Origin of the sequence: Pseudodesulfovibrio sp. 5S69 (genome assembly GCF_037094465.1) — a bacterium.
GTDB classification, from domain to species: Bacteria; Desulfobacterota; Desulfovibrionia; order Desulfovibrionales; family Desulfovibrionaceae; genus Pseudodesulfovibrio; species Pseudodesulfovibrio methanolicus.
This window is the reverse complement of sequence record NZ_CP146609.1, coordinates 2,056,016-2,077,812: the sequence shown is the minus strand read 5'-3', so window position 1 is coordinate 2,077,812 and position 21,797 is coordinate 2,056,016. Positions and strand designations below refer to the sequence as shown.

Sequence of the window (21,797 nt, the reverse complement as noted above, 5' to 3'; positions counted from 1 at the left end):
CGGGATGACGGTACCGCCGTTAGCGTGTTGGAATGAAAAAATACATATTCTGTCTGGCGTTCATCGTGTTGACGGCGGCAACCAGCGCCCCTGCCGAACAGGAAAAGGCGTTCGACGCCCACGCCACCTCGTTCAGCTATTTCTTCAAGGACACGGACATGGATTTCCACTTCGGGAACCTGGTCCTCGGCGCCACCCACAACGGCGGCGCGGAGATCGGCGAGGCGTTCTACGCGGCCTCGCGGATCAAGGACGGCGACGCGGCCGACTGGCAGAAGGAATGGTTCGAACTGGCCGGGCGCGTGGAGACGCGGGGCCTGAAGTCACTTGCGGCGGGGCACACTGTCAGCGCGCGCGACCAGTTGCTGCGGGCGGCCTATTACTACCGCCTCTCCCTGCTGGCCATGCTGCCGTCGGACCCGGAGTTCACGGTGCGGGGGGAGAAGAGCCGCGCGCTCATGCGCAAGGCCGGGCCGCTGTTCGACCCGCCTCTCGAATATGTCGAAATCCCCTTCGAGGACACCGTGCTGCCCGGGTATTTCCGCAAGGCCGACAATTCCGGCAAGCCGACCAAGACCCTGCTGATGATCGGCGGCGGCGAGACTTTCATCGAGGACCTGTTCTTCTACCTCGAACCCCAGGCCCATACGCGCGGCTACAACTTCATGACCGTGGATCTGCCCGGCCAGGGCATGCTCCCGGCTTCGGGCCACGTGTTCCGCACGGACACCTTCGTGCCCATGAAAAAGGTGGTCGACTACGCATTGAGCCGCCCTGACGTGGCCCCGGACAAGCTCGCGGCCTTCGGCATCAGCGGCGGCGGGCTGTTCGTTCCCCAGGCCGCCATGCACGATCCGCGCATCAAAGCCATCGCCATGAGCGCCGCCGTGACCGACGCTCACCGGCTGTTCGCAACCATGCCGGCTGCCGTGGCTTCCAGAGAGGAGGAGGCCGCCTGGACCTCCTTCCACGCCGGGATCGTCAAGTCCATCTGCGAGCGCTACGGCGTGGAAAAACCCGAGGGCCTCATCGAGGCCAACCGGGGCAACACCTTCGATGCGGCCAGGATAGCGGCTCCCGCCCTGATCGTCGTGGGCGAGGGCGAATACCACAGCGCGGAGGTCCAGGCCCAGCAGCAGGCTGCCCTCTCCGGTTTCCCGGACAAGCGCAGCAGGCTGGTGGTCACCCCGGCGGACGAGGGCGCGACCAACCACTGCATCATGGAGAACCGCAGCCTGGTCGGCCAGGTCGTGTTCGACTGGCTGGACGGGATCTTCTGATCCGGCCGTACCCCCGCTCCGCGTATTTGGCCTGCCGCCCGGCGGGAAGTCCGATCCGCCGATTGCCTCCGCCGGGATAACATTATAGAAGCGTTCCCATGACCCACCTACATGAGACAAAATCCAAGGAAGCCGTGGTCGAGCAGGCGGTCCGCCACATCAACCACCATGGCGGCAGGCTCGATGCCTGGTATGTCGGCATCGAAGAAAAAGGTTCGGACCGCGACGCCCGGAGCAACCGCCATCCCGTGCACTATGAACTGCTCTCCGAGGACGAAGCCAAGTCCGCCATGTCCCTGCTGCTCGACCTGGGCCTCCAGGCCGACGACGAATACGGCGCGCAACCGACCGTTTTATTCGTGTACACACAAAAATAAACGCTTCCCGCCGGAACCGACGGGACCCAAAAAACGGCCTATCCCGATCGAAACACGCCGTTGCCGTTCCGGACCATGATCCGAATTTTCGAAAGAAATACCCGCTCAAAATCCGCATGCCCCCTCTCAACAGGCGGGAGACCGGATATTTTCCATCAAATCCAAACCGAATCGCCTCCTTTTGTACTCCTTGCCACATTGCCGCAGACAACAGTTGCTGCGCAACTTTTCATTGACATCCCATTGCAACGATTAATATCTTTTTTTCTTATAAATACATACGGTTAGTATCGTTACTCAAAGGAGAGAAAATGCATAAGATCGACCCTGAGGAATGTCAGTTTTGCGGTGCATGCCAAAGCGCCTGTCCCAATGACGCAATAGTCCACCCCGCCGGGGAAAATTACTACGAAATAAATGAAAACTGCATTGATTGCGGCGCATGTGAAGATGAATGCGGCTTTAATGCGATCAGCTCCGACGAATAGATTTAATTGACCGATCCGGCAATTTTTAAGATGGCCGGTCGGATTGACAACGGCACCTGTATCCTTTCAGGTGCCGTTTTACATAAAGGATTCGCTCCTACAGTATATTGCAGTTGTGTACATTGGCAAAATGCACTCTTCCCCTTCCGTTGGGGATACCCGAAACAGGTTGGGGTTAACGGGACGCCTCGTCGGCGATACGCTTCCCGCCCCTTGCTCGGTGGCGGATGCACCGTGTTGCCCACTCGTGCTGGACATTCCCGGACAATGAATTACATCCACGGACCACGGACCACGGACCACGGACCACGGACCACGGACCACGGACCACGGAGAGTCACGATTCAAAACACTCTCGTCAAACCGTCAGCAATAATCGGAGGCTTGGTATGGCTCTTTTCAGGAACAGGAAGAACGGCAATCTATATTTCGTCCTTAGCACCGTGACCAACGCGACCAACGCCCAGGACGATCAGGAGATGGTCCTCTATCGTCCGGTCAAAAGCGAAAGGCTGTTCTGCCGGGAACAGGAAGAATTCAATCAGAAATTTGAAAGCATAGATGCGGACAAGATCGTGGATTTGCTCGGCCCGATGAAAAACAATCCCTAGACGGCTGGACAAGACGCAAACATGAAAAAGCCCTTGCTACACAAGGGCCATTTCAACGAGGCCTGACGCCTCCGGACTGTCTTCTGGCGGAGAGGGAGGGATTCGAACCCCCGGACGAGTTGCCCCGTCTCTGGTTTTCAAGACCAGCGCATTAAACCGAGCTCTGCCACCTCTCCTGTGGGGTTCGGCGTGGATTCCGGCGCCGATTTGCAGGAAAACGTTTGTAGGAACCGTACCCCGGAATGTCAAGAAACAAAAGGGGATCGGCGGGGACGGCGCGTATTCCCCGCCATTTTCATTCCTATTTGACACCTTCTTTTGCTTCCCGTATGAGAAGAATTGACTGAAATTCAAACAAAACGACGGGATATCCTATGAAAGCCCCGCAAGAAGTCTTTGCCGAATATCTGGCCAACGAGAACCTGAAGATGACCCCCCAACGGCGGATCATCCTCGATACGCTGCTCAAGAAAAACGACCACCTCTCCTCCGAGGAGCTCTACGCGCTGGTCAAGAAGCGGGATGCCTCCATCGGCCAGGCCACGGTCTACAGAACCCTCAAGCTTCTCAGCGACTCCGGGCTGATCGAGCCCCTGGACTTCGCGGACGGGGTGACCCGCTACGAGCCCTGCTACGGCAAGGACCATCACGACCACCTCATCTGCGAGAAGTGCGGCAAGAACATCGAGATCGTGGACGAAGTCATCGAGCGCCGCCAGGAGCAACTGGCCAGGGAGCACGGCTTCACCCTCATCCGCCACAAGATGTATCTCTACGGCCTGTGCCCGGAGTGCCGCAAGAAGTAGCTACTCCTCGATACCGGCCAGGAACTGCGCCAGAGCCGGAATCTCGCCGTGCACGGAATGCCACGTGTACCGGTTTTTCACCTTTTCGCCTTCGGCCATGAACTGGATGCCCAGCCCTATGGCCCCGCCGCGGCCCGAAAAACGGCTGCGGACGACGCCCAGCGCCGTGAAGAACGAGTACTTGCGCGTCTTGGGGTTCCAGATGCTGACCCGCAGGACCAGTTGGCTGCCGGGGTCCAGCGGGGGCATGGCCACCCTGGGGTTGACGACGAACAGGCGCAGACCTCCCGCCGAGATATTCTCCACGGCCAGACGGGTGCGGGCGTCGTAGCGGGCCGGGTTGTTCACGGTCTGCAACTCCGGCCGGAACATCCAGAAGGTCCGCGCCTTGCGGCCGCTCCACGCCTTGACCCGGACCGCTCCCTCGCGGGCGACGCGCTGTCGGGAGTGCCGCCGCCGCAGGATGAACCGATAGCGCACCGGCGTAAGCAGGCTTAGCTCCTTGAGGACAACGCCCCGCTTGCGCACGTGGGCCACCAGGGTGGTGAAGGCGTTGATGCGCTTGCCGGAATAGGCGAACGGCCGGGTAAAACAGATGACCTGCTGGTGCTTGAGATGGGTGAACGTGGAGTTGGCGTTGAGCAACTGGAGCTGCATTTTCCCTCCGGCCACGCTGACCACGCGCGCGTCGCAGAGCTTCCGCCCGACCACGCCCCCGGAGTACAGGCAGACCTCGATGACCACGCCCCTGGAGACCAGGTAGTTCTCCACGGCGCGGCGCTTGCGCCGACGCAACAGACGTGACGCCCAGCGTCCGGCCACGTGCAGGATGAGCAGCCGGTAGCGCCACAGCACGTAGACCACGACCATGGGAACGGCCACGGACAGCGTCCGGGACAACAGTTCCATGACGTTGAGATGGCCGCTGCCGCCGAAGGTGCGCTGCACCTCGCGCAGATAATTGGACTGGGCAAGGAATCGGACCATCTTCCCACCGGTTGCGGTTCAAGAGGTTGACGCTCGTTGCTTCTATTCCGAACCCATTGCAATTTCAATACCTTCAGGCACAACCAGAATTCGAGGCGGACGCGCCGCGCAATCGTGCAACCGCTCCAGGCCAAGAAATGTGCCCAATAACACCCATGAATATAAAATATATCCCGGACTTAAGCGAAATTATCCCCGGCTGCCCTGGCCGTGGTCAGATGAACCTGTGCTCGCTCAGGTAGAGCAGGATCTCGTGGGCCGCCTCGTTGGGGCTCAACTCAGAGGTGTCGATGCGCAACTCCGGATTCTCCGGTTCGATGTACGGATCGTCCACGCCGGTCAGCCCCTTGATGATGCCCGCTCGCGCCTTGGCGTAGATGCCCTTGCGGTCGCGCTGCTCGCAGACGGACAGCGGCGTGCAGACGTGGATTTCGACGAAGCCGCCGTAGTGCTCCACGGCCCCACGGGCGTGGCGCCGGGACTCCGCATAGGGCGCGATGGGCGCGCAGATGGCCACCCCGCCGTTCTTGACGATCTCGCTGGCCACGAACCCGATGCGGATCACGTTCAGGTTGCGGTGCTCCTTGCTGAAGGACAGCTCGCTCGACAGGTTGGTGCGTACGATGTCGCCGTCGAGCAGGGTTACCGGACGGCTGTTCAATTCCAGAAGCTTGACGAACAAGATCTTGGCCAGGGTGGACTTGCCCGCCCCGGACAGGCCTGTAAAAAACAGGGTGATCCCCTGCTTCCAGCGCGGCTTGTAGGTACGCGACAACTCCTTGAGCACGCCGGGGAAGGACATCCACTCGGGCACGGGCTCGCCGAGCGTGAGCCGTTTCACCACGGCGTTGTGGTCGTTGACGCACCGGCCGCCCCCGTCAGAGCGCACGTACCTGCACGATGCCTGGTCCAGAGCCATGCAGTGCTCTGCCACCGGAATAATGCCAGTCTCTTCCTGGCGGTCCGCCAGCCAACGGATGTGAGCTTCATACTCCTCGGAAAAAGCGTTTTGCCTCGGCTCGGCCTTGGCCCCGTCCCAGACGAGCATGTGGGTACAGCCGTAATTTTTGTTCACGATGGCCCGCAGCAGCGCGCCGCGCGGGCCCATGCGCCGCTCGAACCACGGGGTCAGGTTCAGCTTGGCCATGCTCCGGGGAAAAGTCTCGACGAATTGCTGGAAGCTGCGAACCAGGCTGAAATGGTCCACGCTGAAATACATGGATGGCTTGAGTTGGGGCGATAGGAGCAGGCTGGCCCCCTGGTCGTGGGCGATCTCCTCGAGCATGGCCCGGTCCGCCTTGTGCAGCGGCCTGCCCGCCTGTACGGCCACGATTTTGCGCCACCCCTTCTGGACGAAAAACCGCTGGACCTCGGCCGGGGTGAGACGGAAGTCGGTGAAATCGTACCGCTGGGGATAGGACACGCCTTCCACCCGGCCGCCGAGGTACCACGGCTCAACGAGACCCCCGTGGCAGCCGTCCGCACCTTCGGGGAAGGGATCGCGGATGGCCCGGGCCTCGGCCTTGAGGTCCGGCTTCCAGATGTCGGACACGGTCAGCACGGCCAACATGAACCCTTCGGCGTCGCGCACGGCCACGCATTCGCCCTCGGACAGGCCGGCGGCGAACTCCTCGCTCACGGCCAGGCAGATGGGTAGGGGCCACAGGGTCCCATCGCGCAGGCGCATGTCGGAGAGCACGGACTTGTAATCCTCGCGCCCCAGGTAGCCCTCAAGAGGATAAAAGGCGCGATTGAGGAGCATCTCCAGATTGCAGAGCTGGCTGGGGTTCAGGTTCACGGACTTGAACTCTACGGCCCGCTCCTTGAGCAGCTCCGCCCGGCGAAAATGGACCAGTAGGCTCTCCGCATTGTGTGCGGGAAGGGAATCGGAATATTGCATCGTCTTGGTGCCTCGCATGTTGTTCGATGCCCCGCTCGACGCCGTTTCGAACGGCCGCGGGGCAGGGGCCACATCCCGGCGGCGGAAGCCAGCCTGAACAAACGTACCCGATCAACCGCTTACTATCGTTTATCTTCATTCGCAAGCGCGAGCGGGAGATCCCGGCGAGTGTCCGGATGGAGAGCCGGAGCGGGCACGCCGCTCAACGCCCCTGCTCCCGGCCCGTCTTCACGCAAAACGGCCCCGGCCCGGCAAGCGGGCGCGGGGCCGAGAGAGACTGTCGTCCGATCTAGGCGTGAACGATTGATTCCTTCATGGCGTTCTCCTTTGCTTGGGCCTTGGTTGCGCCGAATGCCAATCCCGCCCCAAAGGCGGGGGGGCAGGGTCAGGCCTGCGGCGATTCTGGCACCGGTTGCGATGAATTCCCGACGACTCGGGTCCTCGGGACCGGAAACATTTTCTTGCGCAATCTGTTTTTTATCCTTGCACAATTCGCACACGACGCTCTCTCCATGCGGGGGGGATCTTCCCTGCCTGAATCACGGTTGCGGGCAGCGCGACATCGGCACCGCCTCCGGTGAGACCGGCCCTGCACACAAGAAACAATAAGTATCCATACCACCATACCCGGCGCAAGAATTGCCCAAAATTACAAAATTACGGCCTATACGTACACGTGACGGGAACCGGGAAATGGGAAGGGAGTTGGGGTACATCATTCCGACAGGACGGCGAGCGCGTCCGCATGGGTTCCGGGCCGCTACGGCGGCAGCGGACCGGCGGCAGGGAAAACGCCTGCATCCGCCGCGAGGAAAATCTTAACCTCCCCGATACAGACAAGTCCGGCGTTTGGTGGCATTGCCACCCCATGAGTGGATTGAACCCCCATGCCGACGACTCGGACAGGCGGTTCCTGCTGGACAGGAGCCACCGCTCCCCGCTCTGGCGGCAGATCGCATCGGCCCTGGAGGACGAGATCGTCCGGGGGCACTTCGCCCAGGGTGAGAGGCTGCCCGCCGAGAGCACGCTGGCCAAGTGGTACAGCGTCAACCGGCACACCGTGCGCCGCGCCCTGTCCCATCTCCAGGAGCGGGCCCTGGTCCGCTCGGAAAAGGGCCGGGGGACCTTCGTCAGCGAACACGTGGTGGAATACATGGTCTCGCGGCGCACCCGCTTCAGCGACAACCTGAACCGGCAGAACCGCTCCCACGACGGGGTGCTCATCGACCACAAGGTGGTTGAGGCGGGCGACGCGGTGTCCCGGGCGCTCCAGATCCAGCCCACCGCGCAGGTCTCCATGCTCGACATCCTGCGCAAGGCCGAAGGTCGTCCCCTGTCCCTGACCACCCACTACTTTCCCCGGCCGCGGTTCGCCGGGCTGCACGAGACCTTTCGCAAGACCGGCTCCATCACCCAGTGCCTCATCAGCCACGGGGTGGCCGACTACTTCCGCGAAGAGACCCGCATCCTAACCCGGCAGCCGACCACGGAAGAGGCCCGTTTCCTCGGCCTGCCCCGCTACCGGCCGGTCCTGGAGACCCGCTCGGTCAACGTGGACGAGCTCGGCGTGCCCGTGGACTACGGCATCACCCGCTACGGCGGCGACAAGATCGAGCTGGTCATCAAGACCTTCCTGAACTGATCAGAGGATCCGCTTGCGCAGGCGGGACGAGAGCTGCTCCACCAGCAGGACCAGGCAGAAGATCAGCAGGATGATGGTCGAGGCCTCGGAATACATGAACATGTCCATGGAGACCTTGAGCTCGATACCGATGCCCCCGGCGCCGACCAAGCCGAGCACCACCGAGGAGCGCGTGGCCTTTTCCAGACTGAACAGGGCCGTGTTCACGAACGACGGCAACGCGGCCGGAATCACGGCGCAGACGACGGTGCCCAACCGGCTTGCCCCCAACGCCTCCAGCGCCTCCTGCGGCCCCTTGTCCACCTCTTCCATGGCCTCGGCGAAGAACCGGCCGCAGAACCCCATGGTGTCGACCATGATCGCCAGGGTGCCCGCGAACGGCCCCAGCCCGACCATGACCACGAAGAACAGGGCCCAGATCAGGTCGGGCACGGTCCGAAACAGGGCGATGAGGTTCCTGGACAGATAGTACAGGCCCCTGTTCGGCGTCTGGCTCTTGCACGCCAGGATGCCCAGCACCAGGCTGAAGACCACCCCGAAGACCGTGCCCACCAGGGCCATCTGCAACGTCTCGAGCAGGGACAGGGCCACAGCGTCCACTCGCCGCAGGGACGGCGGAAACATCTCGGAGACCAGGTCCACGATGTACGGGAAGCCGCGCACGAACTCACTCAAGGAGAAATTGATGCTCCGCATGGAGACAATGAAGAAGGCCAGCCCCGCCGCGTAGAGAGCGAACGACAGCGCGCTCGGCCGGGGAAAGCGGATGGGCAGCAGCGCCGGGTCCGTGGCCTGGCCGTCGAAAACGAATTGGGTTCCTTGCCGGGTTCGGTCAGCCATAAATCCTCCGCAGGGTTTCCTCGTTCAGGCCCGTGGAGGCCCTGTCCATCTCGATGCGCCCGTCCCGCAGGCCGATGACCCGGTCCGAGTATTCCAGAGCGTGGCGCACCGAATGGGAGGTGTACACCAGGGTCAGCCCCCGGCTGCGGATGAGCTCCACGAAGAGGCGCATGACCTCCTCGCCCGCGTTGGGGTCGAGGCTGGCCACGGGCTCGTCCGCGAACATGATCCGGGGCCGCTGCATCAGTGCGCGGGCGATGGCCACCCGCTGGGACTGGCCGCCCGATAGCTGGTCCACCCGCTGCTCGGCCACGTGGGACAGGCCGACCAGTTGCAGGCAGCGCATTGCCTCCTGGCGCTCGCCGGAACTGGCCAGCATGTGCCACCAGACCCGCGGGCCGCGCTTGCGGCTCTGGGCCCCGTGCAGGACGTTGGTCAGGGCGGTCAGGCGCGGCACCAGGTTGTGCTTCTGGAAGACGAAGCCGACCTGGCTGCGCAACCGGCGCAGGCCTTGTCGGTTCAGGGACATGACGTCCGCCCCGCCCATCTCCACGGCCCCGCCGCTCGGCTCGATGAGCCGGAGGAGGCAGCGCAGGAAGGTGGATTTGCCCGCGCCGTTGGACCCGACCAGTGCCACGGCCTCGCCCCTGTCGACCGTCAGGTCCACGCCGTTCAGGATGGTGGTCCGGCCGAAGGACTTGGCCAGCCCCTCGACGCGGATCTCCCTTTGGTCACCGGGGAACACCGCCGGGGAGATCTCCCCGGCGGACGTATTGAATTTCAGCATCAGTCACCCACGAAGCCCGAGTACTGGGGATAGCCGATGGTCGCGTACATGGAGCGCACGTAGTTGTAGTCCGCGTCCTTGACCTTCGGCAGAAAGACCATGCCCTTGTACTTCTTGTTGTCCTCGCCGGTCAGAATGGCGGCGACCATCTCGTCGGCGTGATCGGCAAAGGCGGCGCGCACCTTGGCGACCACGTCCTTGTCCACGTGGGGGCCCACCAAGAGCACGTCGTTGGGCAGGTCCGGGCCGCGTGCGATGACCTTGAAGGCCCCGGCCGAAAGCTGCTTGTCCCTGTCGCGCATCTTCAGGAACTTGTCGTTGGTGGTGGCGAAGGCGGCCACGTCGCCGCGCTTGAGGGCCTCGAAGCCGACCTTGTAGTCCACATGCAGGGTCTTGACGTCCTTGAGGGGATCGAGCCCGTTGTCCTTGATGATCTGCATGGGGGCCAGGTGCTTGGAGGTGGAGCCGACGTCGCCCATGGCCACCTTCCCGCCCTTGAGCTCAGGCACGGAGTTGATTCCGCTGGAGGCCAGGACGATGATCGAGCCGAAGTAGTCGGGCCGGGAGAAGCCGACCACCGGCTCGGCGTTGACCCGCTTCTTGAAGACCACATACTCGGCCGGGCCGGTCAGGACGAAGTCCACCCGCTTGGACTTGAGCGCCTCCACGGCGGCGGTGCGGTTGTTGACGGGGAAGAATTCGAAATCATAGCCGGTCAGGCTGCCCAGCTTCTCCTTGAACACGCCGAACTCCCGCTGGAGTTCCTCCATGCCTTCCAAATCCGTAACGGCCAGCCGAACGGTGTCGGCGGCCAGGGCCCAGGCGCCCATGGCGCAGACCATGAGCAGGGCCGCCATCAGGGTGACGATCGAACGTTTCATTGCTTCTCTCCATGATTTCCGGTTGCGCCGGCCCGCGCCGACGATCGATTGGGTCACAGAGTATGGCCATTCGGTTACGCGCAGATTGCGGTTGAACCTACATAAGACGAACTTCCCATAGACAAATCAGCGACCTGTCTACTGCTTTACTTTTCCCTCCCACCTCGCCGAACATGGCCCCGGATCGGAAAGACTTGGTGCGCCATTTCGGCAGGATAGCGCATCAAGCGGGAACCGCCGCGCGCCCGTCACCAAACGGCCGCGCAACCTTCATGCAGTCAAGCCGACAGAGAGGTAGCGATACATGGATATGCTCATACGAAACGGACGCGCGCTGCTCCCGGACGGGGACGTGCGGCAGACGGACATCATCGTGGCCGAGGGGGCCGTTCAGGAGGTCCGTGGCCCCGGACACGGGAGCCGCAACGGGACCCGGACCATCGACGCACGGGGCAAGCTCGTCCTGCCCGGCATCGTGGACCTGCACGGCGACGGCTTCGAGCGGCACATCATGCCGCGCGCGGGCGTCTCCTTCAGCCGGGCCCTGGGGCTCCTGGACACGGACCGAACCATGACGGCCAACGGCATCACCACCGCCTTCCACGGGCTGACCTGCTCCTGGGAGCCAGGACTGCGGAGCCGCGAGGCCGCCCACGCCTTCCTGGCCGACTTCCAGGCCGTGCGCGGCAGGCTCGGCTGCGACACCCGCCTGCACCTGCGCTTCGAGACCTACAACCTCCCGGCCTTGGATGAGGTCGAGTCCTGGATACGCGATGGATATGTGGACATGCTCGCCTTCAACGACCACATCGACGCCATGTTCGCCAATCTGGACCGCTATTCCAAAATGTCCGGCTATCTGGACCGCACCGGTCTGAACCGCGACCGGTTCATCCAGTTGATCACCGAGATCAAGGAACGCGCCGCGGCCGTGCCCGAGGGCATCCGTCGGTTGGCCGGGGCGGCGGCCGAACGGGGCATCCCCATGGCCTCCCACGACGACCCGGACCCGGCCACGCGGACCTGGTACGACGGACTGCGTTGCGCCATCTGTGAATTTCCCCTGGACGAGGCCACGGCCCGCACCGCGCGCGAGCTCGGCGACGCGGTCGTCCTGGGCGCGCCCAACGCGCTCAGGGGCAAGAGCCACATCGACCGGCTCATGGCCCGCGACGCCATCCGCATGGACCTGTGCGACGCCCTGACTTCGGACTATTTCTACCCCTCCCTGCTCCAGGCCGCCTTCGCCCTGGCCAGGGACAAGGTCTGCCCCTTCCCGGACGCCTGGCGGCTGGTCTCGGCCGGTCCGGCCCGCGCCGCCGGACTTGCCGACCGCGGCGAGATCGAGCCGGGCAAGCGGGCCGACCTGGTGGTCGTGGACGACTCGGACCCGTCCCTGCCCTTCGCGGTCCTGACCCTGCGCCAGGGCACCCCGGTCTTCAGCGCGTGCGGCCTGGGCATGTAGCCCGGCAGCCCGAATGCACGACGCGGAGAATCCCGCGCCCCCTAGGGCTTCACGTAGGCGAAGCCCCGGCGCTGCAATTCCACGATCTCCACCACCCCGGCGGGGACCACCTCACAGCCGGCGCAAAGCCGCGCGGGGTCGATGTTGAAGTGCGTCAGGGCATTGTTGCACACCTTGACCGCCACGCCGAGGGCGAGCACCTCGTTTAGCTGCGCCGCGTGTTCGCCGTCCCGGTCCAGGAAGCGCACCCCCGGCCCGTTGACCACCAGCACCACGGCGGGCCGGTCTTCGGAAAAAGCGTTCCGGTAATTCTTGATGTTGCTGATGGCGATATCCAGGGCCTGTGGATCATGGTCGAAATGGAACAATACGTCGTAATTCATATCTGTTGCCTCTTGCCGCCTGTCGGCCGCAATGTTTGATGGGGAAATGCCGATCGTGCGTCTATTCTATCCCAAAGGGATGCCCTTGCAAAGACGCACCGCCGTTTGCAGGACACAAAAAGGGGGTTACGTGAATTTCACGTAACCCCTTTACTGTCTGGCGGAGAAGGAGGGATTTGAACCCTCGTATGAGCTTTACACCCATAACACGCTTAGCAGGCGTGCGCCTTCAGCCAGCTCGGCCACTTCTCCAAACTCTTTGCGCGCGAAAAGACGCTGTTCGCATTGAGGAAAGTCCGTCTACACTTTTCCCGCGCGGATTGTCAATAAAGATGACCCCTATTTGCCTTTTTTCCCCTTGCCGCCCTTCGCGTCCTGGGCCTCTCGCTCCTCGCGGCGGCGCTTGCTCTTGAGCGCCTTGTACTTCTCCTCGTGTCGGCGCGTCTTGGCCCCGCCGATGCGCTCGCGGCCCGGGCCGCGCTTGCCCAGCGCCGAGATGCCGCGCGCCTTTTCCCATTCCTTCTTATCGTGGCTGGAGCGGAACACGATGTTCACCGGCGCGGACTTGATGCCGAGCAGCTTGCGGAACTGATTCTCCAGATAACGCACGTAGGACGTCTTGACGATGGTGTGGTCGTTGCAGAAAAAGACGAAAGTCGGGATGGGCTCGTCCGCCTGGGTGACGTAGTAGAACTTGGGCCGCCTGCGCTTGACCACCGGGGGCTGCAATTTCTCCACCACGGCCTGCATGGCCCGGTTCAACTCGCCGGTGCCCACGCGGATTTCGCACTCCCGGCGCATGGCCTCGGCCATGGGCAGGAGCTTGCCGATGCCCAGCCCCTTGACCGCGCTGGTCATGACCACGGGCACGTGCGGGACCAGTCGCAACTCCTCCCGGAACGCCTCAAGCGCCCGGTTGGTCTCGCTACGGGGAATGAGGTCGGCCTTGTTGACGACCACGATGAACGGGGTCTTCTCCTTGGCCAAAAATTCGATCAGCCGCTTGTCCTGCCGCCCCACGCCCAGGGTGATGTCGATGGCCAGGATGGTCACGTCGGACCGCTTGGAGTTCTTGAGCGCCCGGATGACGCTGATCTTCTCCAGGTGGTCCTGGATGTTGGCCCGCTTGCGCACGCCCGCCGTGTCCACGAAGGTGTACCGCTTGCCCTGCTTCTCGAAGGTCACGTCGATGGAGTCGCGGGTGGTCCCGGCCACGTCCGAGACGATCAGCCGGTCCTTGCCGATGAGCGCGTTGATGATCGAGGACTTGCCCGCGTTGGGACGGCCGAGCAGGGTCAGCCTGAGCCCCTTTTCCACGCCGTCGTCCACATCCTCGGGCAGCCCCAACCCCTTGACGAATTTGCGGACCCGGTCGCGCACCCCGTGCAGGTTGTAGCCGTGGGCCGCGGACACGGGCAGGAACTCGATGCCCAAAGAGTGGAACTCGGCGGTCATGTGCGCCTCGAACTCGGAACCGTCCACCTTGTTGACCAGCATGAGCACCGGCTTGCCGGAGCGGCGCACGTACTCGGCCGCCTGCTGATCCAACGGGGTCAGCCCCTCCTTGCCGTCGACCACGAAGAGGATGGCGTTGGCCTCGTTGATGGCCTCCCGGGCCTGCTCGAAGATCTCATCCTCGAAGTCCTTGGACAGTTCGGGCGTTGCTTCGGATTCGAGGACCATGCCCCCGGTATCGATGAGGTCGAACCGGGTCTCGCCCATGATGCACTCGCCATAGATGCGGTCGCGCGTCACCCCGGGCAGGTCGTGGGTGATGGACCGCGACTTCCTCAGAAGTCGGTTGAAGAGGGTGGATTTGCCCACGTTGGGGCGGCCCACCAGGGCGACGATCGGCAGCATGTTTGGCTCCGGATGGTGTTTGATGGCGCGATAATGCGTGAACCCCGCGCTTTCCTTGAGCGGGAAGCGCGGGGTTACCCTATCCGCATTTGAAAGTCGAGTCCATTGTTGACGGCGGGATCACCCCTGGCCTGCCATGTCCTCGATGACCTCGTTCAGCCGCGTGGCCATGGCGGCCACCTCCTGGATGGCCTCGTTGGCGCTCTGCATGACCTGGTAGGTGTCCATGGAGATGTGGTTGATGTCGTCCGTGGCCTGGTTGATCTCGTCGCTGGTGGCGGACTGCTCCTCGGCGGCCGCTGCGATGATCCGCACCTGGTCCGAGGCGGTCTCCACCCGGCCGACGATCTCAAGCAGCGCCTTGCCCGACTCGCGGGCCAGATCGGTGCTGCGCTCCACGGCCTGGGCCGCCTGTTCGGTCGCCCCGACGTTGCGCCCGGTCATCTCCTGGATGTGGCGGATGGCCTCGCCCACTTCGCTGGTGGCGGCCATGGTCTTCTCGGCCAGCTTGCGCACCTCGTCGGCCACCACCGCGAAACCTCGCCCGGCGTCTCCGGCGCGGGCCGCCTCGATGGCCGCGTTCAGGGCCAGCAGGTTGGTCTGGTCCGCTATGTCCGTGATCACTTCGAGCACGTTGCCGATGTCCTTGGCCTCGGAACCGAGGGCCTCCATGGACAGCCTGAGTTCCTCGGTCTGCGCCTGGACCTCGCCCACGGATTCGATGACCTGGTTGACCATCTCCTCACCGCGCTGGGCGTGGCTTTTGGCCTGGTCCGCGTCCTCGGAAGCCTGGCTGGCGTTGCGGGCCACGTCGAGCACCGAAGCGTTCATCTGCTCCATGGCCGAGGCGGTCTCGGCCGCCCTGGCCCGCTGGTCCTCGGACCCGCGCTTGCCCTCCTCCATCTGCGCGGACAGTTCCTCGGCCGCACTGGACAGGGACAGGGAAATCTCCCGCGCCTGTCCGGCGGCCACGGAGATGCGTTCGTTCTGCTCTTCGATGAGCTTCTGCTGCCCGCGGATCTCGGTCACGTCGACCCATATGGTCAGGGAGCCGAGCAGTTGGCCGTCCATGTCGTAAAACGGCGTGGAGGTTACCTGGACGTTAATGACCGAGCCGTCCACGCGGGTGTACGCGGTCTCGTTGTCCAGCCGCTGCTGCTGTTCCACGGCGCGGTCGGACAGGGTCTTCCGGTCCGGCTCACCGTAGAAGAACTCGCCGGGCGCCAGCCCCACGTAGCTCTCGGGCGGATCGGACCGCTGAAGCAGGTCGCACATCTGCGGATTGACCCACAGCAGCGTATGGTCCTCCCCCACCAGGGCGCACGGCAGGGCGATGCCCTGGAGCACGCCCTCGGAAAAACCGAGCTTGACCTTGAGCTCGTGCACCATGGTCTCGATCTGCGCGGCCAGAGTCTTGAACTCGAATTTGTATTTTCCCTCCAGGCGGGCCTGCAGGTCGCCGGCGGCCACCTCGGAGGCGAACCCCAGAATGTTCTTCACCGGGTTGGTGATGGTCCGCCGCACGGCGAAGATCAGCACCCCCACCAGGAGGATGCCCAGGATCGCCCCGCCCGTGGCCAGCTCGTCGCGCTGGTTGTGGGCCGCCGCGGCCAGGTCGTCCTCATAGGCACTCATGACCACCTTCCAGCCGGTCTTGGACGCGGTGTCGAAGACCATGTACTTCTCACGGCCCTCCCACATGTAGGTGGTCTCGCCCTTTTTCGCGCTCATGGCGACCTTGGCGAACTCCTGATCAGACATGTCCTTGAGGTACAGATCCTTGTTCACTGCATGGGCGATTATCCGCCCCTTGTCGTCGAGCATGTAGGCATACCCGCTGCCCGCCACGCGGAAGGGGTCGATGAACTTGGAGGTAAAATTGTCCCACTTGGGAAACAGCCCGACCCCGCCGACGATCTCGCCCGTGTGGTCGCGGACCACTGCGGCCGCGGCAAAGATGAGAATCCCGCCGCCACTCTTGGAAATAAGGATGTCGTTGGACAGATAATGGTCCGACTTGCCGGACAGGATGGCCTTGACGTACTCGCGCGAACTGCGGTCCGCTCCGGCCAGGTTCTGCTCCTTGGCGTTGTATCCGGCCACCACCTTGCCGTTCCTGTCGAAGGCGAACGCCGCCCAGTAGCCGTTGGATGTGGACAGAAGGTCCTTGAACAGCCAGGACGCGGGCAGAGCGTCCCGCCCGGCCAGGGCGTCGGCCACGGCCTGCTGCGAGGCGAGCATGCGCACCATCTCGTCGGTCTGAGCGATATAGTTGTCCAATGCGGCCATGGTCTGGGCGACCATGTTGTTCATGGCCACCTTGCCCTCGTCGAACACGGTCTGCCGCGTGTCGTAGCTGACCCAGAGCACGGCGACCAGGATCGAAACGGCCATGCTGGTCGCGATCAGCAGGGCTATGGCAGTATTGACGCTCTTCATCTTCATGATGGACCCATCCTTGAAGCTGTAGGTTGTGCCCCATAGTACTACAAGGCCACGGGCGGGAGTGTCCATTAGAACACGGCTCCCCCGGAAACAAAAAAGGGCAAAACCGCAATGCAGTTCTGCCCCGATGTTAACCCATACCTTGAATTGGTCTGTTACATGAACAATTTCTTGATGGCAAGGTCATAGGGGGGATACAGCACCCCCTTTTCGGTGATGATGCCCGCGATGAGTTCGTTGGGCGTGGGGTCGAAAGCCAGGTTGTAGACCTCCACCCCCTCGGGCGGGATGCGGTGGTCGCCTATGTGCGTCACTTCGCGCGGATCGCGGTCCTCTATGGGCACGTCGTCGCCGGTCGGCGTCTCCGGGTCGATGGTGTATACCGGCGCGGCCACGTAGAACGGGATGTTGAACCGTTTCGCGATGATGGCTACCCCGAACGTCCCGATTTTGTTGACCGCGTCGCCGTTGGCCGTGATCCGGTCCGCGCCGACCACGACCTTGTCCACCAGGCCGCGCTTCATCAGCAGGGCGCAGGCATTGTCGCAGGCCACCTTGACCGGGATGCCGTCCTTGTGCAGCTCGTATGCGGTCAGCCGCGCGCCCTGCAGAAACGGCCGGGTCTCGTTGGCGATGACCGAAACCTTCTTGCCCTGGTCGATGGCCCCCCGGATCACGCCCAGCGCCGTGCCGTATCCGGCCGTGGCCAGCGCACCCGCGTTGCAGTGGGTCATCACGGTGTCCCCGTCGTCGATGAGCTCGCCGCCGAACTTGCCGATCAACTCGCACATTTCGATGTCGCCCGCGTGGATCTCCTTGGCCCGATCGAGCCAGATGTCCAGCAATGCATCCAGGGAGACGTCGCCCGCCTCTTCCCAGATACGGCGCATCTCGCGCACGGCCCAGCGCAGGTTCACCGCCGTGGGCCGGGCTTCGTGGATCTGGTCCAGCTTGGCCGACAGGTTCGCCTTCCAGTCGCCGTCCATGCCCTGCACCTCGCGCCCGGCCAGGTAGCAGCCGTAGGCGGCGGTCACGCCGATGGCAGGCGCGCCGCGCACGACCATGACCACCAGGGCGTAGCAGATGTCGTCCGTGGTCTTGCACTCGAACCAGTCCTCCCGGTTGGGCAGGTACCGCTGGTCAAGCAGGATCAGGGCGTCTTTCTCGGGAGAATACTGAATGTGTTCGGTCATTTTTGGTTGCCTCCGGCGGCCAGAGGGGAAACTTTTGGAAAAGTTTCCCCTCTGGACTCCCCTTCAAAACTTTTTATCGCGGCGCAGGTAGTATCGGGGTCAACGAAACTCCTCGTATGCGCCGGGCGGTGCGGGCACCACCCTTCCGTCCAATATACAGAGTACGGAGAACGCACCCCCACGCCGCCTAGAGGAATGGACTTTCCCCTGTAAACTCCCTGGCGGCGTGGCGACAAAAAGTTTTGAAAGGGGGGGCCGGGGGGAAACTTTTTCAAAAGTTCCCCCCCGGTCTTCCTTACGAAAGTTTCTTGTTGAACAACTGCGTGACCACGCCGGGGTTGGCCTGGCCTTTGGACAGACGCATGACCTGGCCCATGAAGAAGCCCATGAGCTTTTTCTTGCCGCCCTTGAAGGCCTCGACCTCGGACGGGTTGTCGGCGATGACCTGGTCGACCATGGCTTCGAGCTCGGAGGTGTCGGACACCTGGACCAGTCCCTTGGCCTTGACGTATTCGGCCGGGTCGTCGCCGGACGCGCACAGGTCGCGGAAGATGTCCTTGCCGATCTTGACCGAGATGGTCCCGTCGTCCACCAGGGCGAGCAGCCCGGCCAGTTTCTCCGGGGTCAGCTTGACCCCGCACGCCTCGGCCCCGCTCTCGTGGCAGAACGGCAGCAGTTCGCCGACCACCCAGTTGGTGACCTTCTTGGGGTCGCCCGCATAGGCCTTGACCGCGGCCTCGAAATAGTCGGCCACGGCGAGGTCGTTGGTGATCAGGGCAGCGTCGTAGTCGGCCAGGGTGTATTCGGCCATGAACCGCTCGCGCTTGGCCGCGGGCAGCTCGGGCAGCTCGGACTTCCACTTGTCCACCCAGGCCTGGTCCAGGACCAGCGGCACCAGGTCGGGGTCCGGGAAATAGCGGTAATCGTGGGCCTCCTCCTTGCCGCGCATGGAGTGGGTCGTACCCTTGTCCACGTTGTACAGCCGGGTCTCCTGGATGACCTTGTCGCCGTCCTCGACCAGGTCGATCTGGCGCTCCACCTCGTACTCGATGGCCTTTTGGATGTGCTTGAAGGAGTTGAGGTTCTTCAGCTCCGCGCGGGTGCCGAACTCCTCCTGCCCGTAGGGCCGGATGGACACGTTGGCGTCGCAGCGGAAAGAGCCCTCCTCCATGTTGCCGTCGCAGATACCGAGATACAGCAGCACCGAACGCAGCTCCTTGAGGTAGGCCACGGCCTCCTCGGCCGAGCGCATGTCCGGCTCGGACACGATCTCGATGAGCGGCACGCCGGTCCGGTTCAGGTCCACGAAGCTGGCGTTGTCGGCCGCGGAGTGGATGTTCTTGCCCGCGTCCTCTTCCATGTGGATGCGGGTCAGGCCCACGCGCTTCTTCTCGCCGTCCACCTCGATGTCGACGTGGCCGTGCTCGCAGATGGGCAGCTCGAACTGGGAAATCTGGTACCCCTTGGGCAGGTCGGGATAGAAGTAGTTCTTGCGCGCGAACACGGACTTGAGGTTGATCTCGCAGTCCGTGGCCAGGCCGGCCTTGGTCGCGTATTCGGCGACCTTTTCGTTGAGCACGGGCAGCACGCCGGGCATGCCGGAGCAGACTGCACAGACGTTCTCGTTGGGCTCGTTTCCGAACTTGGTGGAGCAGGAGCAGAAGATCTTGCTCTCGGTTTTCAGTTGGGCATGGACTTCCAGACCGATGACGGTTTCGTACCGGGACATGGGGGCTCCCCTATTTCTTGTTTCCGTAGAGTTCCGGGTTGAGCTTGGGGTCGTTGTACATCTTGAATTGGAAATAGACCTTGGGCTTCTTGGTCCCGGCGAAATACTCGTCGATCAGCTCCAGGATGGCCCGTTCCAGATCGTTGTGCTGGCGTTTGAGCACGCCGACCTTGTTGTCGCACTGCCGGATGTGGTCTTCATCCACATCCTTGCGCGAACACTGCTCTTTCATATGATATATCTTGAGCGCCTGGATAGACAGCCGGTCCAGGGCCGCGCCCGCGGTCTCGGTGTTGTACCGCTCCGGGGCCTCACTGGGCAGGAGCGGCTCCATCATGGAAATGAGGCACTCGTCCACCCGCTCGATGAGGTCGTTGCGCTTCTGGTTGAGCTTGTCGATGGCGTACTTGCAGTCCGCGATGACGCGGGCATCCACGTCCTTGCGCCGAGCGCGGTCCTCGACGTGCCAGAGCTGGAAATTGGCCCAGTGCTGGCGGGCCACCAGTTCGCGCAGCCCCTGCAATCCGCTCAGGTCGTCGGCGGGGTCGCCCTCGTACACGGGCTCGCCGTAATGCCAGTCCATGACGGACCGGATCTGGTGGGCCACGGCGTCACGAATGGTACTCTTGATGGAATCTTGTGTGATGTCAGCCATTGATCAATGCTTCTTTGCTTATGAGGAGGTACACGGTGGCCTCGGTCTTGATGTTGCTGGCGATGGGCGCCACCGCGTTGCCCTCGCCTATGTAATAATCGACATGGGGGCCCCGGATGGCCGTGCCCGTGTCCTGGGCCAGGCCGATACCCGCGACCTTGCGCTTTCCCGCCGGGCGGCCGTCGCGGGCCTCCGGAATCTCAGCCTCAAAGGCCAGCAGGCTGCCGAGCGGCAGGAGCTTTCGGTCTGTAGCCAGTGAAACCATCGGCGTCAACGGCTTTCCGATGGTTCCCTCGGGCGGCGAGTTCTCCAGACGGAAGAACACGTAGCTTCGATTTTCGGCCATGAGCTGAAACATCCGTTCGGGATGCTTGGCGAAATATCGTTTCACGTCCTCCTTGGCCAGATGCCCGTCCGGGAGCAACCCCTTGGCGTGGAGGATGCGGCCCAGCGAGCGGAAGCCGTGGCCGTTCTTGGCCCCGTAAAGCACGTTGCGGGTGGTCCCGTCGGGCAGCCGAAGCCGGCCGCAGCCTTCCACCTGCATGTAGAAGACGTCTACCGGGTCCTTGGCCCAGGCGATCTCGAGCCCGCGCCCGGACAGGACCTTGCGCAGGTCCACGTCCCCGCGCTTGTAGTACGACAGCACCCGCCCCTTGTCCACGCGGTAGAACCGGTAGCGCCCGCGCACCGGACCGTAGCGCAGGTCCTCGGGCACGCCGTAGATGGGGTACTCGTAGCCGGGCCGCCGGGTCAGGCTGGCCTCGATCTCCGGGGTGTAGTAGCCGGTCATGAGCGGCTTCTGGCGCATGCCGTACCAGACGAACCGCTGGGCCAGCAGGTCCGGGTCCGCGTCCAGGTGCGGCAGCAGGTCGAGAAATTCCGTGAGCGAGCGGACCACCTGGCCCCAGGTCAGGGACATGCCGGGCCGGGCCAGGGCGGGCTCGTCCGCGGGCATGTTCAGGGCGTATTCCAGGCTGCGCTGCACCGGGCTCTCCAGGGCGCGCCAGGAGTCGAGCCCCTGGCTCCTGATGTCCAGCCGGGCCATGTTCCGCGCGCCCTCCACGTTGGACAGGGGGAAGAACATGTCGCAGGCCGGGATGGACAAGGGCTCGCGCACGGGCCGCAGGGTCAGCCGCCTGACCGCCTCGTCACGGTACAGGCAACCCTCGCCGACGGACAGCGCGGCCGACAGACCGGCGCCCTCCTCCGCGTTTCCCGCCATCTCGGCGATATCCGCCATCTCAGGGATGTCCGCGGCCTCCGCATCCCTTGCGCCCCCGGCTTCGCGGGCTTCCGCCGTGTCGGCTTCGGCGGCCTTCGGGACGGTCGGTGCAGTCTTTCCGGACCGGAAGAGCGGCCCGGAGCGCACGCACGACAACAGCGCGGCCAGGCAGGCCACGGCCAGCAGGAGCTTAAACGCCCGCCACAGGGTGGGCCGTATGTCGTTGAAATCATGCCGCATGGGGTA

19 protein-coding genes and 2 tRNA genes are annotated in these 21,797 nt (G+C 63.5%); 7 read left to right on the top strand and 14 right to left on the bottom strand.

Translation table 11 applies throughout. The annotated features are described in order from the left end of the window. Nucleotides 1-32: 32 nt before the first annotated feature. The 4 genes from V8V93_RS09840 to V8V93_RS09825 all read left to right on the top strand — a co-directional run bounded on the left by V8V93_RS09840 (nucleotide 33) and on the right by V8V93_RS09825 (nucleotide 2,756). Nucleotides 33-1,280, top strand: a complete 1,248-nt coding sequence (locus V8V93_RS09840) for an alpha/beta hydrolase family protein (protein ID WP_338670159.1) — start codon at nucleotides 33-35, stop codon at nucleotides 1,278-1,280. A gap of 98 nt (nucleotides 1,281-1,378) precedes the next feature. Continuing rightward, nucleotides 1,379-1,657 carry a hypothetical protein gene (locus V8V93_RS09835; RefSeq protein ID WP_338670158.1) on the top strand — a complete coding sequence of 93 codons (279 nt, stop codon included), beginning with the start codon at nucleotides 1,379-1,381 and terminating at the stop codon, nucleotides 1,655-1,657. Between the two features lie 311 nt (nucleotides 1,658-1,968). Further along, entirely contained in the window at nucleotides 1,969-2,145 is a 177-nt protein-coding gene (locus V8V93_RS09830) for an ATP-binding protein (RefSeq protein ID WP_338670157.1), read from the top strand. Between the two features lie 389 nt (nucleotides 2,146-2,534). Further along, a complete protein-coding gene (locus V8V93_RS09825; protein ID WP_338670156.1) occupies nucleotides 2,535-2,756 on the top strand; it encodes a hypothetical protein in 222 nt (73 codons plus the stop codon). Between the two features lie 84 nt (nucleotides 2,757-2,840). Here the strand turns inward: V8V93_RS09825 and V8V93_RS09820 are convergent. After that, nucleotides 2,841-2,932, bottom strand: a tRNA-Ser gene (locus V8V93_RS09820). Nucleotides 2,933-3,130: 198 nt separating this feature from the next. Between V8V93_RS09820 and V8V93_RS09815 the strand changes: the two genes are divergently transcribed. Beyond that, the gene (locus V8V93_RS09815) at nucleotides 3,131-3,562 is read left to right on the top strand and encodes a Fur family transcriptional regulator (protein ID WP_338670155.1); all 432 of its coding nucleotides are present in this window, start codon (nucleotides 3,131-3,133) and stop codon (nucleotides 3,560-3,562) included. Here V8V93_RS09815 and V8V93_RS09810 read toward each other — a convergent pair whose 3' ends face one another. Both V8V93_RS09810 and cysC read right to left on the bottom strand, forming a co-directional pair. After that, nucleotides 3,563-4,549, bottom strand: coding sequence for a hypothetical protein (locus V8V93_RS09810; protein WP_338670154.1), 987 nt, complete (start codon nucleotides 4,547-4,549; stop codon nucleotides 3,563-3,565). It abuts the gene before it with no gap. A 214-nt stretch (nucleotides 4,550-4,763) separates the two neighbouring features. Next, entirely contained in the window at nucleotides 4,764-6,449 is a 1,686-nt protein-coding gene (cysC, locus tag V8V93_RS09805) for an adenylyl-sulfate kinase (protein ID WP_338670153.1), read from the bottom strand. A gap of 868 nt (nucleotides 6,450-7,317) precedes the next feature. Here cysC and phnF point away from each other — a divergent pair. Next, nucleotides 7,318-8,091 (top strand): phosphonate metabolism transcriptional regulator PhnF, encoded by a 774-nt coding sequence (phnF, locus tag V8V93_RS09800; protein WP_338670152.1) that lies wholly within the window; start codon nucleotides 7,318-7,320, stop codon nucleotides 8,089-8,091. On the opposite strand, the gene phnE is transcribed toward phnF, so the two are convergent. The 3 genes from phnE to V8V93_RS09785 are packed head-to-tail and all read right to left on the bottom strand — an operon-like array spanning nucleotide 8,092 to nucleotide 10,599. Continuing rightward, the gene (phnE, locus tag V8V93_RS09795; protein WP_338670151.1) at nucleotides 8,092-8,931 is read right to left on the bottom strand and encodes a phosphonate ABC transporter, permease protein PhnE; all 840 of its coding nucleotides are present in this window, start codon (nucleotides 8,929-8,931) and stop codon (nucleotides 8,092-8,094) included. It abuts the gene before it with no gap. Then, complete coding sequence (locus V8V93_RS09790; protein WP_338670150.1) at nucleotides 8,924-9,718, bottom strand: phosphonate ABC transporter ATP-binding protein; 795 nt, start codon at nucleotides 9,716-9,718, stop codon at nucleotides 8,924-8,926. Before V8V93_RS09790 ends, phnE begins: the two co-directional genes overlap by 8 nt. Next, nucleotides 9,718-10,599, bottom strand: coding sequence for a phosphate/phosphite/phosphonate ABC transporter substrate-binding protein (locus tag V8V93_RS09785; protein ID WP_338670149.1), 882 nt, complete (start codon nucleotides 10,597-10,599; stop codon nucleotides 9,718-9,720). Before V8V93_RS09785 ends, V8V93_RS09790 begins: the two co-directional genes overlap by 1 nt. Before the next feature lie 304 nt (nucleotides 10,600-10,903). Between V8V93_RS09785 and V8V93_RS09780 the strand changes: the two genes are divergently transcribed. After that, a complete protein-coding gene (locus V8V93_RS09780; protein ID WP_338670148.1) occupies nucleotides 10,904-12,064 on the top strand; it encodes an alpha-D-ribose 1-methylphosphonate 5-triphosphate diphosphatase in 1,161 nt (386 codons plus the stop codon). Between the two features lie 41 nt (nucleotides 12,065-12,105). On the opposite strand, the gene V8V93_RS09775 is transcribed toward V8V93_RS09780, so the two are convergent. From V8V93_RS09775 to V8V93_RS09740, 8 genes are all read right to left on the bottom strand, one after another. After that, the gene (locus tag V8V93_RS09775; protein ID WP_338670147.1) at nucleotides 12,106-12,447 is read right to left on the bottom strand and encodes a DsrE family protein; all 342 of its coding nucleotides are present in this window, start codon (nucleotides 12,445-12,447) and stop codon (nucleotides 12,106-12,108) included. A 158-nt stretch (nucleotides 12,448-12,605) separates the two neighbouring features. Further along, nucleotides 12,606-12,699 (bottom strand) — tRNA-Ser (locus tag V8V93_RS09770). Between the two features lie 87 nt (nucleotides 12,700-12,786). Then, complete coding sequence (der, locus tag V8V93_RS09765) at nucleotides 12,787-14,307, bottom strand: ribosome biogenesis GTPase Der (RefSeq protein WP_338670146.1); 1,521 nt, start codon at nucleotides 14,305-14,307, stop codon at nucleotides 12,787-12,789. A gap of 120 nt (nucleotides 14,308-14,427) precedes the next feature. Then, nucleotides 14,428-16,752: a methyl-accepting chemotaxis protein gene (locus V8V93_RS09760; RefSeq protein ID WP_338670145.1), complete on the bottom strand. Its 2,325-nt coding sequence runs from the start codon at nucleotides 16,750-16,752 to the stop codon at nucleotides 14,428-14,430. A 155-nt stretch (nucleotides 16,753-16,907) separates the two neighbouring features. Continuing rightward, nucleotides 16,908-17,945, bottom strand: coding sequence for an S-methyl-5-thioribose-1-phosphate isomerase (mtnA, locus tag V8V93_RS09755; RefSeq protein WP_338670144.1), 1,038 nt, complete (start codon nucleotides 17,943-17,945; stop codon nucleotides 16,908-16,910). A gap of 295 nt (nucleotides 17,946-18,240) precedes the next feature. Beyond that, entirely contained in the window at nucleotides 18,241-19,674 is a 1,434-nt protein-coding gene (gene gatB, locus V8V93_RS09750; RefSeq protein ID WP_338670143.1) for an Asp-tRNA(Asn)/Glu-tRNA(Gln) amidotransferase subunit GatB, read from the bottom strand. Nucleotides 19,675-19,684: 10 nt separating this feature from the next. Continuing rightward, the gene (locus V8V93_RS09745) at nucleotides 19,685-20,329 is read right to left on the bottom strand and encodes a DUF4254 domain-containing protein (protein ID WP_338670142.1); all 645 of its coding nucleotides are present in this window, start codon (nucleotides 20,327-20,329) and stop codon (nucleotides 19,685-19,687) included. Further along, nucleotides 20,322-21,791: an MltA domain-containing protein gene (locus tag V8V93_RS09740; protein WP_338670141.1), complete on the bottom strand. Its 1,470-nt coding sequence runs from the start codon at nucleotides 21,789-21,791 to the stop codon at nucleotides 20,322-20,324. Before V8V93_RS09740 ends, V8V93_RS09745 begins: the two co-directional genes overlap by 8 nt. Nucleotides 21,792-21,797 lie beyond the last annotated feature (6 nt).